The sequence below is a fragment of the Flavobacterium salmonis genome, assembly GCF_903819435.1.
Lineage (GTDB): Bacteria > Bacteroidota > Bacteroidia > Flavobacteriales > Flavobacteriaceae > Flavobacterium > Flavobacterium chungangense.
Window position 1 is genome coordinate 1 of sequence record NZ_CAIJDP010000053.1, and the last position, 15295, is coordinate 15295.

At 35.2% G+C, this 15295-nt stretch carries 15 protein-coding genes; 1 reads left to right on the forward strand and 14 read right to left on the reverse strand.

Annotated features, from left to right (window positions below; genetic code table 11):
- Positions 1–152: 152 nt before the first annotated feature.
- The 10 genes from FLACHUCJ7_RS02010 to FLACHUCJ7_RS02055 all read right to left on the reverse strand — a co-directional run bounded on the left by FLACHUCJ7_RS02010 (position 153) and on the right by FLACHUCJ7_RS02055 (position 9356).
- Positions 153–1757, reverse strand: coding sequence for a fumarate hydratase (locus FLACHUCJ7_RS02010; protein WP_078228937.1), 1605 nt, complete (start codon positions 1755–1757; stop codon positions 153–155).
- Between the two features lie 69 nt (positions 1758–1826).
- Entirely contained in the window at positions 1827–2573 is a 747-nt protein-coding gene (locus tag FLACHUCJ7_RS02015; RefSeq protein WP_078228938.1) for a hypothetical protein, read from the reverse strand.
- Between the two features lie 18 nt (positions 2574–2591).
- Complete coding sequence (locus tag FLACHUCJ7_RS02020) at positions 2592–4031, reverse strand: nucleoside recognition domain-containing protein (RefSeq protein ID WP_180907754.1); 1440 nt, start codon at positions 4029–4031, stop codon at positions 2592–2594.
- Between the two features lie 101 nt (positions 4032–4132).
- A complete protein-coding gene (locus FLACHUCJ7_RS02025) occupies positions 4133–5209 on the reverse strand; it encodes a winged helix DNA-binding domain-containing protein (RefSeq protein ID WP_078228939.1) in 1077 nt (358 codons plus the stop codon).
- Positions 5210–5301: 92 nt separating this feature from the next.
- Complete coding sequence (locus FLACHUCJ7_RS02030; protein WP_078228940.1) at positions 5302–6015, reverse strand: 3'-5' exonuclease; 714 nt, start codon at positions 6013–6015, stop codon at positions 5302–5304.
- A gap of 84 nt (positions 6016–6099) precedes the next feature.
- Complete coding sequence (locus FLACHUCJ7_RS02035; RefSeq protein ID WP_031456681.1) at positions 6100–6324, reverse strand: hypothetical protein; 225 nt, start codon at positions 6322–6324, stop codon at positions 6100–6102.
- Between the two features lie 34 nt (positions 6325–6358).
- Entirely contained in the window at positions 6359–6835 is a 477-nt protein-coding gene (locus tag FLACHUCJ7_RS02040; RefSeq protein WP_078228941.1) for a methylated-DNA--[protein]-cysteine S-methyltransferase, read from the reverse strand.
- 203 nt (positions 6836–7038) lie between these two features.
- A complete protein-coding gene (locus tag FLACHUCJ7_RS02045) occupies positions 7039–7854 on the reverse strand; it encodes an NAD-dependent epimerase/dehydratase family protein (protein ID WP_078228942.1) in 816 nt (271 codons plus the stop codon).
- Between the two features lie 165 nt (positions 7855–8019).
- Positions 8020–8469 (reverse strand): GNAT family N-acetyltransferase, encoded by a 450-nt coding sequence (locus FLACHUCJ7_RS02050; RefSeq protein WP_078228943.1) that lies wholly within the window; start codon positions 8467–8469, stop codon positions 8020–8022.
- The gene (locus FLACHUCJ7_RS02055) at positions 8454–9356 is read right to left on the reverse strand and encodes a LysR family transcriptional regulator (protein WP_078228944.1); all 903 of its coding nucleotides are present in this window, start codon (positions 9354–9356) and stop codon (positions 8454–8456) included. The genes FLACHUCJ7_RS02050 and FLACHUCJ7_RS02055 overlap by 16 nt, the downstream gene beginning before the upstream one ends.
- 142 nt (positions 9357–9498) lie before the next feature.
- Between FLACHUCJ7_RS02055 and FLACHUCJ7_RS02060 the strand changes: the two genes are divergently transcribed.
- Positions 9499–9894, forward strand: coding sequence for a rhodanese-like domain-containing protein (locus FLACHUCJ7_RS02060; protein ID WP_078228945.1), 396 nt, complete (start codon positions 9499–9501; stop codon positions 9892–9894).
- 68 nt (positions 9895–9962) lie between these two features.
- Here FLACHUCJ7_RS02060 and FLACHUCJ7_RS02065 read toward each other — a convergent pair whose 3' ends face one another.
- From FLACHUCJ7_RS02065 to FLACHUCJ7_RS02080, 4 genes are read right to left on the reverse strand one after another with little or no spacing between them, the layout of a single operon-like run.
- Positions 9963–10832: a tetratricopeptide repeat protein gene (locus tag FLACHUCJ7_RS02065; RefSeq protein ID WP_180907755.1), complete on the reverse strand. Its 870-nt coding sequence runs from the start codon at positions 10830–10832 to the stop codon at positions 9963–9965.
- Between the two features lie 17 nt (positions 10833–10849).
- A complete protein-coding gene (locus tag FLACHUCJ7_RS02070; RefSeq protein WP_078228947.1) occupies positions 10850–13261 on the reverse strand; it encodes a M28 family peptidase in 2412 nt (803 codons plus the stop codon).
- A 9-nt stretch (positions 13262–13270) separates the two neighbouring features.
- On the reverse strand, positions 13271–13618 hold the full coding sequence (locus FLACHUCJ7_RS02075) for a hypothetical protein (protein ID WP_031456673.1): 348 nt from the start codon (positions 13616–13618) through the stop codon (positions 13271–13273).
- Positions 13615–15144 (reverse strand): bifunctional GNAT family N-acetyltransferase/carbon-nitrogen hydrolase family protein, encoded by a 1530-nt coding sequence (locus FLACHUCJ7_RS02080; protein WP_180907756.1) that lies wholly within the window; start codon positions 15142–15144, stop codon positions 13615–13617. Before FLACHUCJ7_RS02080 ends, FLACHUCJ7_RS02075 begins: the two co-directional genes overlap by 4 nt.
- Positions 15145–15295: the final 151 nt, after the last annotated feature.

Genomic DNA, 15295 nt, shown 5'->3' on the forward strand with positions numbered 1-15295 from the left:
AAACGCTTATAGCGGATTTTTTAAAGTCCTGTTATAAGCGGTTTTTTATTGTCCAAAAAATAAACCTGATCAAAATAAGGGATGTTTTTCAGTGCCCTTAATTTTTATGAGCGGTTTTTTTGTGCATAAACTTATTTGAATGGTATCAAGTGTTATAGATTTTCGAAGAAATCATTCCCTTTATCATCCGTAATGATAAATGCAGGGAAATCCTTTACAGTGATTTTTCGAACAGCTTCCATTCCTAATTCTTCAAAATCAACTACTTCTACTTTTAAGATATTGTCCTGAGCCAAAATAGCGGCCGGACCTCCGATAGAACCCAAATAGAATCCGCCGTATTTGTTGCAGGCATCCGTAACTTGTTTGGTACGGTTTCCTTTGGCCAGCATCACCATACTTCCGCCATGTTTTTGAAATTCATCCACATACACATCCATACGACCGGCTGTTGTTGGTCCAAAACTTCCTGAAGCCATTCCTTCAGGAGTTTTTGCAGGTCCTGCATAATACACAGGATGATTTTTAAAGTATTCCGGCATCGGTTTTCCGGCATCTAATAATTCCTTAATTTTTGCGTGTGCGATATCACGGGCCACAATAACAGTTCCGTTTAGTTTTAAACGGGTTTTGATAGGATATTGTGACAATTTTGCTAAAATATCCGCCATTGGCTGATCTAAGTCAATTTCAACCGGAGCTTCCAGATGAGGTGCTGTTTCCGGTAAAAATTGTTTTGGATTTACTTCTAACTGCTCAAGGAAGATTCCGTCTTTTGTAATTTTTCCTTTGATATTTCGGTCTGCAGAACAGGAAACTCCCAATCCAACCGGACAGGAAGCTGCGTGACGAGGCAAACGGATTACACGTACATCATGCGTAAAATATTTTCCTCCAAACTGAGCTCCGATTTCACTTTCCTGACAGATTTTCTGAACACGCTCTTCCCATTCCAAATCACGAAACGCCTGACCGGCCATGTTTCCTGAAGTAGGCAGATTGTCAAAATATCCTGCGGATGCTTTTTTTACAGTTGCTAAATTTGCTTCAGCAGAAGTTCCGCCAATCACTAAAGCCAAATGATAAGGTGGACAGGCAGAAGTTCCTAAATCCTTGATTTTAGCACGAATGAAAGCATCAAGGGATTTATCGTTTAGTAACGATTTTGTTTGCTGGTATAAATACGTTTTATTTGCAGATCCTCCTCCTTTTGCCATGAATAGAAATTCGTAAGAAGTTCCTTTTTTGGCGTAAATATCAATCTGTGCCGGAAGATTCGAACCTGAGTTTTTCTCTTCAAACATCGAAATTGGAACGATCTGTGAATAACGTAAATTTCGTTTTTGATAGGTATTGAAAATTCCTTTGCTCAGCCATTCAGCATCATCAGCACCGGTGAAAATGCTTTCTCCTTTTTTTGCCATAACGATTGCTGTTCCCGTATCTTGGCAGCTTGGCAATTGCCCTTCGGCAGCCACCGAAGCATTTTGAAGTAAATTGTAAGCCACAAAACGATCATTGTCTGTTGCTTCCGGATCGTCGAGAATATTTCTTAGCTTTTGTAAATGTGTTGTTCTCAACATGAAAGAAACATCTGTTAAAGCTTCTTCAGCTAATAATTCCAATCCTTTTGGATCAACGAGAAGAATTTCTTTGTCTCCAAATTTTTCAAGTTGTACAAAATCTGAAGTAATTTTTCTGTATTGTGTTTCGTCTTTTAAAATAGGATAGGGATCCTGGTATATAAAATCAATCATTTCTTTGTTTTTGGCAAAGTTAAAAATTATTTACCTAAGAAAGAATTTGAATTATAAGTGTTTCGGAGTTTATTGTTGGTTATGAAACTCATTAAAGCTCATCTTTTTTTCAAAATAAGGTTTATCTTTTGCTGAAAGAAGTTTCTTTTTCCAATGAGTTCCCTTTAGTAAAAATGAAATAGAATCAGAATAGGTTACAATTCCCGAATCTTCATTGCTATCATCTCCGGGTTCAAATGAAACTGTCTTGCAATAAAAACTTTCAGGATCTTTTCCTGATGTATTGCTTACAAATTCAGTCCACGTTCCCCAACCGCTGTCTGACATCGATTGCCATTGATGAACAAGCTGTAAATTATGGTTTTTCAGATAGTACAGATAATTTTCATGCGTATAACCGCAGGCAGGATATCCAAAACCAATTTGTATAAAAGAAGAATTTTTGCCTGATGCATTAGTCAAACCTGAGGATCCTCCCCATTCGGCACCTTTCTCGTAATTGTTAATAGTGATTCTTGAAGACGTGATTTTGGTTTTATTCTGATAAAAATCAAGTCTGAATTTCGATGTTAGGATACTGTCCTTATCAGCTTTCAGTTCTGTCAAATTTGCCATAATATGAGTGAACTCGGCATTTTTTTCATTTGAAAGGAAAATGGTATCTGTTTCTAATATATTTTCTTCTGTTTCTGCTTTATCAGTAACAGTGGGAAGTTCTTTTGCTTCAGCAGAATTTACATCTGCAATCAGACTTTTTTTCTGTTCTTTATGACAGCTTGCTAGAATCAATAAGATAAAAAGATGTTTAATTTTCATATTTAAAATCTCCAAATTTTAAAAAAACCAGGTGGCCACAAAAATAGCCGTAATCACACAAATTAAATCAACCAAAAGCATGGTGCCCAAAGCGTAACGAGTATTTTTAATATTTACCGAGCCAAAGTAAACCGCAATTACATAAAACGTACTTTCGGCGCTGCACTGAAAAATACTGCTCAGTCTTGCTGTAAGGGAATCTGCTCCAAAAGTATTCATCGAATCAATCAAAAATCCTCTTGATCCCGCAGAACTAAAAGGGCGAAGCATTGCAACTGGCAGTGCATTAGTAATTTCTTTGCTCACTCCCATATTAGAAAAGATAAATCCAATAGCATCACTGATGATTTCGAATAAACCACTGTTTCTAAATAATGAAATAGCAACCAGCATTCCCAAAACATAAGGAAAAATCGTAACTCCAGTCTTAACTCCGTTATTTGCTCCCACTACAAATGTGTCAAAAACTGTCGTTTCAGCTTCCTTAAATTTTTTCTCATGTATGAAAGAAAAGATTAGGGTAAAAGCAATTATCGCTACTAATATTAATCCCGAAAGGTTAGAAGTGAAATAGTTTTTCCCGATTAAATCCAAATGGTTTACATACATCAGAAGACCAACAATTGCTGCAATTAAGGTCATTAAACCAATAAGAAGTGAAGCACTTTTAAAATTGATTTTTTGTTTCACTCCCACAATCAGGAAAGCAGCAATAGTTCCGATGAAAGAAGTAATGATACAAGGCAGCATTACATCTGCCGGATTACTGGCATTGGCAGCAGCACGATAACCGATAATTGAAGTTGCAATTAAAGTTAAACCCGAAGCGTGAAGACACATAAACATAATCTGTGCATCACTGGCTTTGTCTTTTTCGGGATTTATTTCCTGTAAACTTTCCATGGCTTTTAGTCCGAACGGAGTTGCGGCGGAATCTAATCCTAAGAAATTCGCGGCAAAATTTAAGGTCATGTAGGATATCGAAGGGTGGTTTTTAGGAATACTCGGAAATACTTTTACAAAAACGGGACTCAGCACTTTGGCTAAATTTCCGGAAGCTCCTGAAATAATCAGAAGTTCCATTAATCCGCAGAAAAATGCTAAATAAGCCATAAGCGGCAGAATTAAATCAAGTAAGGTACTTTTACAAGTTGGCAGTAAACCATCTGATTTTTGAAGACCGCTGTAGATTTTTACGGTTTTGTTTTTATAAACATAGGTTGTATCGGAATTTAGCGTGTCACGATTTACAATCATGGTCTGTTCCGGCGCATTTTTAATGCTGTCTTTGATGAAAGCGGGAAGTTGTTCAACGTATTTTTCAGAAACCAAAATCGGATCATCTTTCTTTCCATTCAAAATAGAATCAATAGTATACGTGTTGGCAGTAAATAAACTCACCACAATAAACACAATCGAAGAAATAAAAATCGTTAACCAAAATCTGCTTAATACCATAATTGTAATTTTTTGTAAATGTAATAAATCAATTGCAATGACAATTACAAAAGTCAATTTCGTGGTTTAAGGCAAATTGATTTAGGTGAGTTTTTGAATTTTCATTCAATCACAATTTTAGTTTCCAGATAATTTCCGAAAGATTTGATTCCTTCAAAAAGTAACTTTTTTTTGCTCATTTCGGTTTTAACGAAAAACTCTGTTTCAATTTTGGCATGATCTTTTTTGATGGTTCTTTTCCAGGTTCCAATGACTTTTCCGTTTTCTACAATTGTGGGTTTAAAAATGCCGTTTTTGGTAAAAGCTTTTGGCTGATGTTCTAATAAAATAGAAGATTCGCGGTTTTTATACGAAATTAAATACTCGTCAAAAGCGGCAAGAAAATGTACGCTTTCGCGGAAATTATGAGGATTAGGACATGCATTACTTAACCAATATTGCTGATTATCAATAGTTATACTATTTAATTGCAATTTAATTGCATTAATTGCAGATTTGCAAATTGTTGTAGAAAAACCGGACCAGTGTGAAAAATCTGCAACTGTTGCCGGACCACGGCTTTCAAAATAACGTTGGGCAAGTTTGGCCAAAGCTTCTTCTTTGGTTAATTTGGTTTTTGGTTTAGGGACCCTTTCTTCAAGTAAGGTATATGTCATTTTTTTGCCTTTCATTTTTCCGTTGCAGACTAAACCATCTAATTCTGCATACATCATGATTAAAACAGGACTTAATTTATAATCTCCGGAAATTTTTTTGACATTAAGTTCCTGTATGATTTCTTCCCGGGTTAAATGATTGTTTCCGGCCAGTATCTTTTCTATAGCTGAGTTGATCTTGTCAAATTCCTTTTCGTCACAGCCATATTTTTTAGTTTCGGCAATAATAATACGTTTCACCTGAGGGCCGGAAACATCGAGCATCCAGTAAATATCTTCTGCTGAAACCAAATGCCAGGTTGGACGTAAAATATGGATTCGGATTATTTTTCCTGAACTAATGGCTTCTTCGATTTCCTTTTCAGTAGCATCACAACGGGAGCCAATTGCCCATTTTGCCATTTCGTAATCCTGAGCCTGCATGGCGCCAAGATGTTGTACAATTTTTTCAGGTGAATTATGACTTGTTTTATCCAGTTTTTGCGAAATGAGACGATGATTTGAAATTTCGTGATGTGTCATACTTGCTTTTTTTTAACCATATAAGTTATATAAGTCATTTAATACTTTCCATTTCAAAATCTTAGTATGTTAGAACCTTAGCAACTAAAAATCTATACATGAATAATTTCCTCCTCAATCAATAAATCCTCACGTCTTAAACGAAGGAAAATCTGTGCTACGGCAATGGTGTCTTTTTCACAATAGGTAATAATTCTGTCAATGTCTTTCTCCACATAAAAAACATATGCTACCTGGCTTCCGTCGATATCACCTTTTGGAGAAGGAACTCCAAGAATTTTCGTCAGTAATTTTAAAGAAGTAAAATGTTTGTAATCGCCAAACTTCCATAATTCTAAAGTATCCAAATGCGGAATTTCCCATGGCTTTTTGCCGAATAAATTCAGTTTATCCGGAATCGCAATTTGGTTGATAATCATTCGGCGTGCGAGAAACGGAATATCAAATTCCTTGGCATTATGCCCGCACAAAAGATGCTGTGGCTGATTGAAATGATTGTTCAGCAGATTATTAAAGTCTTTCAGGATCTTTTTTTCTTCTCCAAAAAAAGAAGTTACCCTGAAATTTCGAATATCTCCTTTGATCGTAAAGTAACCAACCGAAATACAAATTATCTTTCCGAACTCTGCCCAGATTCCGGCACGATCGTAAAATTCTTCTGGGGTAAAATCTTCTTTTCGCTGATATTGTGTTTTCAAATCCCAAAGGGATTGCATTTCCGAATCAAGTGAATTAAAGTTTTCTTCTTCAGGAACGGTTTCTATATCAAGAAATAAAATGTTGTTGAGGTTTATTTTTTCAATCATTTTTGGAGACTTCTTAGATATTTGATGGTTAGACTTGCTTATATTTTTTTACAAATATCTGTAAAATTCTTACTATTTTTAAATTTATTTTATGAATTTACAATTAATGCCAAGTTTGTCTGCTTCTTTCAAAAAATATTTGGCTAAGTTTTCATTATCTATTTCCAGAATTATTTGAATATCTTCCAAAAGGTTGTCGAAATTAGTTTTACCCTCTTTGAGATCTATTCCTAATATTTCTTTTTGCAGCTTTACAAACGAAACTCCCTTTATACCTTCTCTCCAGCTTTCTAAAACTATTTTAGCCATAATTTTATATATGAATGATTAATATAAGTTATGACTAAAATAAACTTTGCTGTGCAGAAGGACTTTCGTGCTCCAAAAGCCATTTTTTGCGCCATATTTCTCCTGCATAACCCGTAAGAGATCCGTTTGTACCAATAACCCGATGACACGGAACCACAATCCAAAGCGGATTTTTACCATTTGCCGATGCTACAGCCCGAATCGCTTTTACATCTCCAAGCTTTTTAGTCTGATCCATATAACTTACTGTTTTTCCATACGGAATTTCCAGTAAGGCTTTCCAGACTTTCTGCTGAAATTCTGTTCCTTGTGGATTTAGTTTTAAGTCGAAATCGGTTCTTTTACCTTCGAAATAGTCATTGAGCTGCAAAACTGCCTCCTGTAAAACTTCGGGAATAGTTTCTGAAACTTCATTTGTTCCAACATCAGAAACGGAGATTACAGCGATACCATTCTCATCTCCAACGATTTTGGTGATTCCAAGAGGGGAATTGATATAAACTGTTTCCATGATTTTTGGTTTTAACCGCAAAGACCCAAAGTTCGCAAATATTTTTGAACGATATAAAATTTAAGTTTAAGTGTTTTGCTTTACTTATATAAAATTAATGACTGGCTGAGCGGAGTCGAAGCCTTTTGTTTTCATAAGCCTTCGACTCCGCTCAGGATGACAATAGTGTTAGGAGGTAATAAAACTTAAATAATTTATATAGTTTAATAATCTTCCAGTCTAAATTTATAGTTTAAAACGGTTTCAATTTTCGCGCTTGAAATAACCTTTTTACTATTAGATTTCCCAGCACTAAACTTCGGTAAAATCAGGTTTTGTTCTTTTGCTTTTTGTGTATAATACTCCTCTCTTGTTGGATGAAATGGCGCAACAGCATTAAAAACGTCGTTCCATTTAGATTGGTTTATGATTTCTTCAATGATGCTGATGCAATCGTTTTGATGAATCAGATTTACGGGAGCATCTGCATTTGCTAAGTTTTCTTTTCCTGACAAGGAAGTCACAGGATGACGATCTTCTCCAATTAATCCGCCGAAACGCAGAATAGTAGTTTCGAAGTTTTGATTTCTCTGTAAAATTGCTTCTGATAAAAGCAATTGCTTGCCACTTTCGGTTTCGGGATTTGGATTTGTTTCTTCCGTAATCAAATTATTTTCATCGCCATAAACTGAAGTTGAACTTACAAAAAGCACTTTTTTAACGGAAGATTTTTCTATAAACGGAATCAGGTTTTTGATTTTTTCGACAAAAACTTTCTTTTCTGAATCTGGATTGGCAGCTCTCAGTTTTGGCGGAATATCAATAATCAGGATTTCGCTTTCTGCTAAAAAATCAATGATGCTTTCAGAAACGCTTTCGCTTTCAAGTGCAACTAAAAATGGATTTACCCCGGCGTCTTTTAAAATCGGAAGTTTATTTTCTGAAGTTGTGGATCCATTTACTGAATTTCCTTTTTCGATTAGTCTTTTTGCCAGTGGAAGCCCTAACCAACCGCATCCCAGTACACTTATTTTTGTCATTTTTTAAGATTCAAAATAGAAAAGCTTTTTTCTTTCTCGCAGATTTGCTTCGCCAGTTCGCTATCGCTCGAGTGGCAGATTTAGCAGATTGATTTTAAAATAATCTGCTAAAATTAGCTTAAATTTTTTTAAATCTGCGTTAAAAAAAAATACAAGATTAATATTTTACAAAGTTAAAGTAAATCGGACTTTTTCTTTTCCTTTTGCACCAATTCTGTTGTAAAATTTAATGGCCCTTGTGTTGAATTCCGGTGTTTGCCACTGCATATTGATGCAGTTATTTTTGATTCCGATTTCTTTTAGTTTTTCGATTAAAACTTCGCCAATTCCAAAACTTCTTACTTCTTCTTCCAGAAATAAACAATCCATATACAAAAAACAAGAAGCATCCCAGGTTGAAAAATCAAAAGTAAAGGATGTGTAACCCACAATTGTTTCTTTCGTGGCAACAACTAAACAAAACAATTTTGGATTTTCATTAAAAAGAGCGTTTTTCAAACCTTGTTCTTTTCCTTTCGGAGAAAATTCGGCTTTTTCAAATTCAGCATGTTTTTGGCATAAAATGACCAGTTTGGGTAAATCGGCTATTTCGCAGTTTCTTATTGAATATTCCATTGAAGATTGATTTCTGTTTGCAGAAAGCTGATAAAATGATTAAAATAATCCGGATAATTCTCATTGGCTCTTGTGGCAATAAAGTGTTTTCTCTTCAAACCATTTTTCCCAACTTTAATTGCTTTGATCTGACTGGATTTTAAATGCGGCTGAACTGCCCATTTTGCCATTGACATTACACCCATATCGGCTTTGACCATTTCCAGGGACGCTTCTGTCAAAGGCATTGGCGTTATTTTTTTCGGACTCACTTTGGCTGGAGCCAAAAGAAACTGATGAATGGTAACAGTTTCCATTGGGAGCGAATGGATAATGAGATGTTCATTGATGAAATCTTCTGCAACAACATATTTTTTATCGGCCCAGGGATGATTCTCAGAAACGACCATCATAACCTCGTCCTGAAACAGTTCTGTGTATTTGATAGTATTGTCTTTAATCGGATCGCTTATAATAGCAATATCAATGGTGTTGTCTAAAAGTTTCTGCAATGGTATATGAGTGGCTTCGATCACAATTTTAAGTTCCACATTAGGATATAAAAGATGAAACTGTTTCAAAACTGACGGAAGCCAGTGATAACTCGAAAAACATTCAGTACTGATTCTAATTTCGCCATATTCTCCAAAAACCATTTGTTTGATTTGGCTTTCGGTTTCTGACAGTTTGTTCAGGATTTCATTGGCGAGATCGTAGATTTTTTCGCCGGCTTTGGTCAAAACCAGTTTTTTATTGGTTCGTAAAAAAATGGCTGTTCCCAATTGATATTCTGCTTCTTTGAGCTGATGACTCAAAGCCGATTGTGTCAGGTGAAGTTTGTCAATCGCTTTGGTAATGCTTCCTTCTTCGACAATTGCTTTTATCAATTTTAAGTGACGTATTTCCATTTTCAGTGATTAATACACAAAGAAACAAAAAATTAGATTGGCTTTTGTATGAAAAAAAATAATGTTCTGCATGAATTCTTTTCGTTTTTATGAGAGGTAAAACCATCCTAATTTTGAAAAAATAAACTTTAAAACATTAAATATGGAAGCACAGATTAAACATTACGAAAATAAGCTGGCCTTTGAAATGGATCCGTCAGATTTATTTGAAGCGCTGAACGATGGAGAAAACATAATTGTAATAGATGCCCGAAGAGCTTTTGGCTACGACGAGGAACATATTCCAAACGCGCTTAATATTCCACACCGCGAAATGAATTTAGAAACCACACAGCATTTAGATAAAGATGTTTTGTATGTTACCTATTGTGCCGGAATTGGGTGTAATGCCTCAACAAAAGGAGCTCTAAATATGACCAGACTAGGATTTAAGGTAAAAGAATTAATTGGCGGACTGGAATGGTGGAAAATCGATGGTTATGCAACCGAAGGCGAAAAGGGAGTCAAGGAAGGATTGAAGGTTGAATGTGCTTGTTAAATATAAAAGGCAGACTTTTTCATTAAGTCTGCCTTTTGAAATTGTTCTGAACGATTTAAGAGAAATATTTATTCTATTTTAATATCGTTTTGCTCAGCAACTTTTTTGAATAGATCTTCTTTGTTTTCGCTTTTCATTTTCTGATAAATACCGCCTATAATTTGCTCTGTGTCTTTTACGTAGTCAGATTTGCCAATAGTATAAATACGATGTGCTTTAAAAATATTGTCTAAAGCTTTTTCAGAATCATTGAGGGCAAGATAATTTTTTCCTGCTCCAAAAAAGCCTTCTGCATTATTAGGGTCAGACTTTATCAGTTTTTCATAATAAGTAATAGCTGTTTTATAATCTGTTTTTAAACTGTACACAACGCCAATATTTACTAAAGCAAAATCACCTTCAGGGTAAATTTCGAGTGATTTTTTATAATATTTGATTGCATTGTCATAATCTTTTAATTGTCTGTAACACATCGCAATGTCGTCCAAAGCCAAAACAAATTTTGAATCTTTTTTTAGAGCTATTTGGAAAGATTCAATCGCCAGTTCATATTTTTGGTCACGCATAAAGTCTTTAGCAATAATATAAGAGTTTTGTGCCTGTTCGTTTTTTGAATCAGTATAAAAGGGGCTTGGATTGCTTATTACTGGTTTAGTCGTAATTTTACCGCAGGTTTTACTTAAAATCTCAGCTGTTTTTTTTAAAAGGCTCTGAATTCCTTCAACTGTATTTATGGATTCTCTAACCTTTGTGTCTTTGTCATCCATAACAACCTGAGTCATGGATTCACTTATACAGCTTGTGTAAATTTCGTCAGTTATTTCAGCTTTTTTGCTTAGACAGTCGCATGTCAGTTTCGCTATTTTTTCTTCAATCGTTTGAGAAAATCCGTTATGGGAACTTACAGAAATTACAAAAATCCAAAATAGTTTTTTCATAAATACGGTTTGAATGATTATTGATTTATGACTTCTTTTTTAACTTCCATTACTGGCGCCAGACTATCTGTTTTGACTGTAGTACTATCAATTACCGGAGCAGTTTCTATTGGTTTTACCGGCGCTGGATGTCTTTTAATTTTTTGCTGAATCAAAACAGCATCATTTAAAACAAAAGCTTTAGGCATCATCCAGTTGCTTCTTGGTTTGATATTAAACAGCGGATTGGTCATTAAATCGAAAGAGCTTTCGATCAAATCCATATCAAAAACAGAAGATTTATTAATAACGAATTCCATCACAAGAGGTTCATTAGATACAACATAGTAGCATAAAATTTTGCTGTCCTCTCTCTTTAAAAGATTTCCTTTTTGTCCGGACGTTGAAACGCCATTGGCTTTAAAGTTATAAAACGTCATTTTTGGATTTGCATAAATATCGTAGCGATTGACTTTACGGTTTGGCGTAATTTTTATTTTCAGATATCTTTTACTTCCTATAACGCTGTCTCTTACAAAGGAAATAGTTGGTTTTAGTACTTCTATATTAGGAGCAATGGCGCTATACGTAAAAGCAGAATTGTACTTGCTTGCAATTGGAAGACGGTTTAGACCTATTGCTTTTTGATTCATATTTCCCAGATATGTTTTAGTCCATTCATCCAGATTGATATCATAAGTTGTCCAGACGGCAGAATCAGTATCAGCGTTATAAACGTATAATAAACTATTTGATTTTGCCTTTCCGGGTTCATAATCTGAGTGATATCCGGCATAAACAAAAAAGCTGATCGATATGATAAGGAAAAGTATAGTCCAGGCACCTTTTCTATAAAATGATCCAAATAGCGGGAGTAATAATCCGAAAAGCAATACCGTAAGAACTGAACTTCCGTAAAGGATTTTTAAACCTAAACCAATTGGAAACGTGATGATAAACGGTGCTAGAATTGCTAATGCAGGAATGCTGAATAACAAGTTTAGACCTATGCTGTAATGTTGGGTAAGGACAAAAAATCCAAATAAAAAAATTCCAAAGTAAACAGGAATAATCAGGAATCCTGCTCCCGTTAATTGATTGGCTAAAACGATATTGATGATAATCCATAGCAATAACGGCGCTACGAAATGATTCATCGTAATTTTTGCTTCAGAAAAATGATGGTAAAAAGCAAAACAAATGGCAATACTAAGTGTTACAAAGGCGCCAATGTAGGCATGACCATTATAAGTAAAACCATTTAGCAGATCAGTGTATTGCGGATAAATTTGCAGGACGATTTTCCAGCCTAAAAAAGTGACCAAACCAGCAATAATCATGGAACCTAGCAAAGGAACAAATCCTTTAAAAATTTCCCTGAAAGAAATGAGGTGTTTTACTTTTCCAACGAAAATAAAGAAGAAAAGTAGTCCTAAAGCAATAATGCTCATTGGGAAAACCCATGAAAAAGGATAATTTATGAAGAATCCGAACGGAACACTAAAATAAACATTGTCCTGTGTAGTGTGAGTAGAGTTTAAATCAATATTAGAGAAGTATTTTAATAGCGGCATCAAATATGATCCCTGATGTGTTAATGTAGTTTTGTTTAAATGCTGAATATCATCTTGCTGGGTGTGATAATTATAATGACCATCAATAAAAGCAAAGTTGAAACCCTGAATGTTTCCCTGTTCTCTAAAAACAGTTAAATCGGTGTCATTTGGAAGCATTTTGTAAATACTGTACATTAGCGAGTTTGAAACCGGATATTTTGCTTTGGCATTCGAAAATTCTTTTACAAGAGCCTGGTTTCCTTTATTGGTTTCCATCAGCATATAGCTTGGTCCGGACGAACCTCTTGCTTCAAAATTTAAAACCAGGCCAACCTCTTTTGCCCACGGATGCTGATTCACAAACAGGGCAGCGCCGTTTAAACCCAGTTCTTCAGCATCAGAAAAAAGGATAATAATATCGTTTTTATGCTTTTCATTAGCGTATAAAAAAGCCCGTACGCCTTCAAGGATTGTGGCAACTCCTGAAGCATCATCACTTGCTCCTTTAGAAAAAGAATGCGGTGCGCTGTCATAATGTGAGAGTAATAATAGCGCTTTTGAATTATCAGTTCCTTTTATACGGGCCAGAATGTTTTTGGATTTTACCAAAAGACCTTTGTCATTCAGTGTAAAACCTTCCTGAATCGAGGTTTCGAGACCAATTCTGTTTAATTCAAGTTTAAGGTAATTAGCAACTAACTCATGATTGGTAGAACCAACAAAATGGGGCTTTTGGGCTATAATCTGAACCTGATTTAGTGCTCGTTCTGTTGAGAATTCGGCAAGAGCTTCTTCATCTTTAGAAATATACTGGGGCATCATAGAGGCAAATATGATGGACAGAATTGCTAAGACTCCTAAGAAAGCCAGAATTGAAGTAGGATTTTTTTTCATATTGTGGTATTAAATTTCTTTTTTTACGAGCATAAAATAATCATTGTCCAAAGACCGATATCCCTGATCGTACAGAAAATAGTAGGTATTCCCTGTTTTGGTCTGCAAGATATTGGTAAAGAAATCAAAATCAAAACCTTTATTGAGCATTTTATCACGTGTTGCTTTTGATTTTCCTTCCGAATTTAATTCAGACAAAATACGGTAATTTTTACGCAGTTTGTTGTTTACATTGCGCATAAAATTCGTGCTGTCTTTATTTATTTTATTGTTGTAGGCATTGCGGCAACTGTCTGAGCAAAATTTTTTATCTTCCCGGCCTACAATTTTTTCGGAGCATTCGAGGCATGTTTTCATGAATCAATTTTCTTTATTTCATATAAGTCTGTTCTTCTATCTTTCAGCGTATGTACACTTCCATGTTCATGCAGTTCTTTTAGTAAATTCAAATCAACATCAACAATAAGTGTCATTTCGGTGTTTGGAGTGGCTTCGGCTTTGATACCGTTGCTCGGAAAAGCAAAATCCGAAGGCGTAAAAACGGCTGCCTGCGCATATTGAATATCCATATTATTTACTTTCGGAAGATTCCCCACGCAACCAGCAATCGCCACATAACATTCATTTTCGATGGCACGTGCCTGCGAACAATGTTTTACACGGGTATATCCATTTTGAGTATCGGTCAAAAAGGGTACAAAAAGAATGTTCATTCCTTCATCTGCAAGTAATCGTGGGAGTTCCGGAAATTCGACATCATAACAAATCAGGATTCCTATTTTACCGCAATCGGTATCAAAAGTTTTAAATTGGGATCCGCCTTTCATTCCCCAGTGTACCACTTCGTTTGGTGTGATATGAATTTTGGTATACATTTCGGAAGTTCCGTCTCTTTTGCATAAAAAACCAACATTATACAAATTACCGTTTTCCAAATAAGGCATACTTCCGGTAATAATATTGATGTTGTAAGAAATAGCAAACTCCTGAAAACGTTTCCTGATAGGATCAGAATGTCGGGCAAGCTCCCGAATTGCATTGGCTTCAGATAAATGATTGTAATCGGCCATTAAAGGCGCAATGAAAAGTTCCGGGAAAAGGGCAAAATCACTTCCGTACCCAGAAACCACATCAATAAAAAACTCTGATTGCTCAAAAAATTCTTCCAGGTTATTCAATTGACGCATTTGCCATTGTACAAGTCCAAGGCGAATAACACTTTTTTCGAGATTAATCAGTTTGGGACTTTCATCATAATAAACATTGTTCCATTCCAGAAGAACGGCAAATTCCTTAGACTCTTCGTCACCTTCCAGATAGTTTTTGATAATCCGCAAAACGTGAAAGTCGTTACTTAGCTGAAATGAAAGTACAGGATCATGTAATTCCTTGTGCTTTACTTTGTCGATGTAGTTTTTTGGCGTCATCTTTTTAGAATGCTGCGCATAATTTGGAATTCTGCCTGCAAAAACAATTGCTTTAAGGTTCAATTGTTCGCATAATTCTTTTCGGGCATCGTACAAACGTCTTCCTAAACGAAGCCCGCGATAATTTGGATGGATAAAAACATCTATTCCGTATAAGATTTCTCCGTTTGGATTGTGAGTCGAGAAAGAGTAATCACCAATAATTTGTTTGTAGTTGTGTTTTTTGTCTACTAATTTTTCATCAAGAATTAATGATAATGCAGATCCCACTACTTTTCCATCAACTAAGATAACCAGCTGACCTTCGGGAAATATAGAAAGCAATTTTTCGATTTCATCAGCTTCCCAATATGAATTGGCCATTTCAGGATAGGATTCCACCATTGAATTCTTTAACTGTTTATAGTCATCAAATTCTAAATTTCTTAATTCTACCTTATTTATTTGAGTCTGCATGTGGTGTATTTCTCTCAAATATAGTAAAATATTTCCATTTACAAACGGTTACAAACAGTTACAACCGAAAGTAAATAGTTTGCTACCGACTAATCTTTGAAACCTGTCACATCTTTGCACTGTTGAATTTGACGAACGAATTCGATTTTAT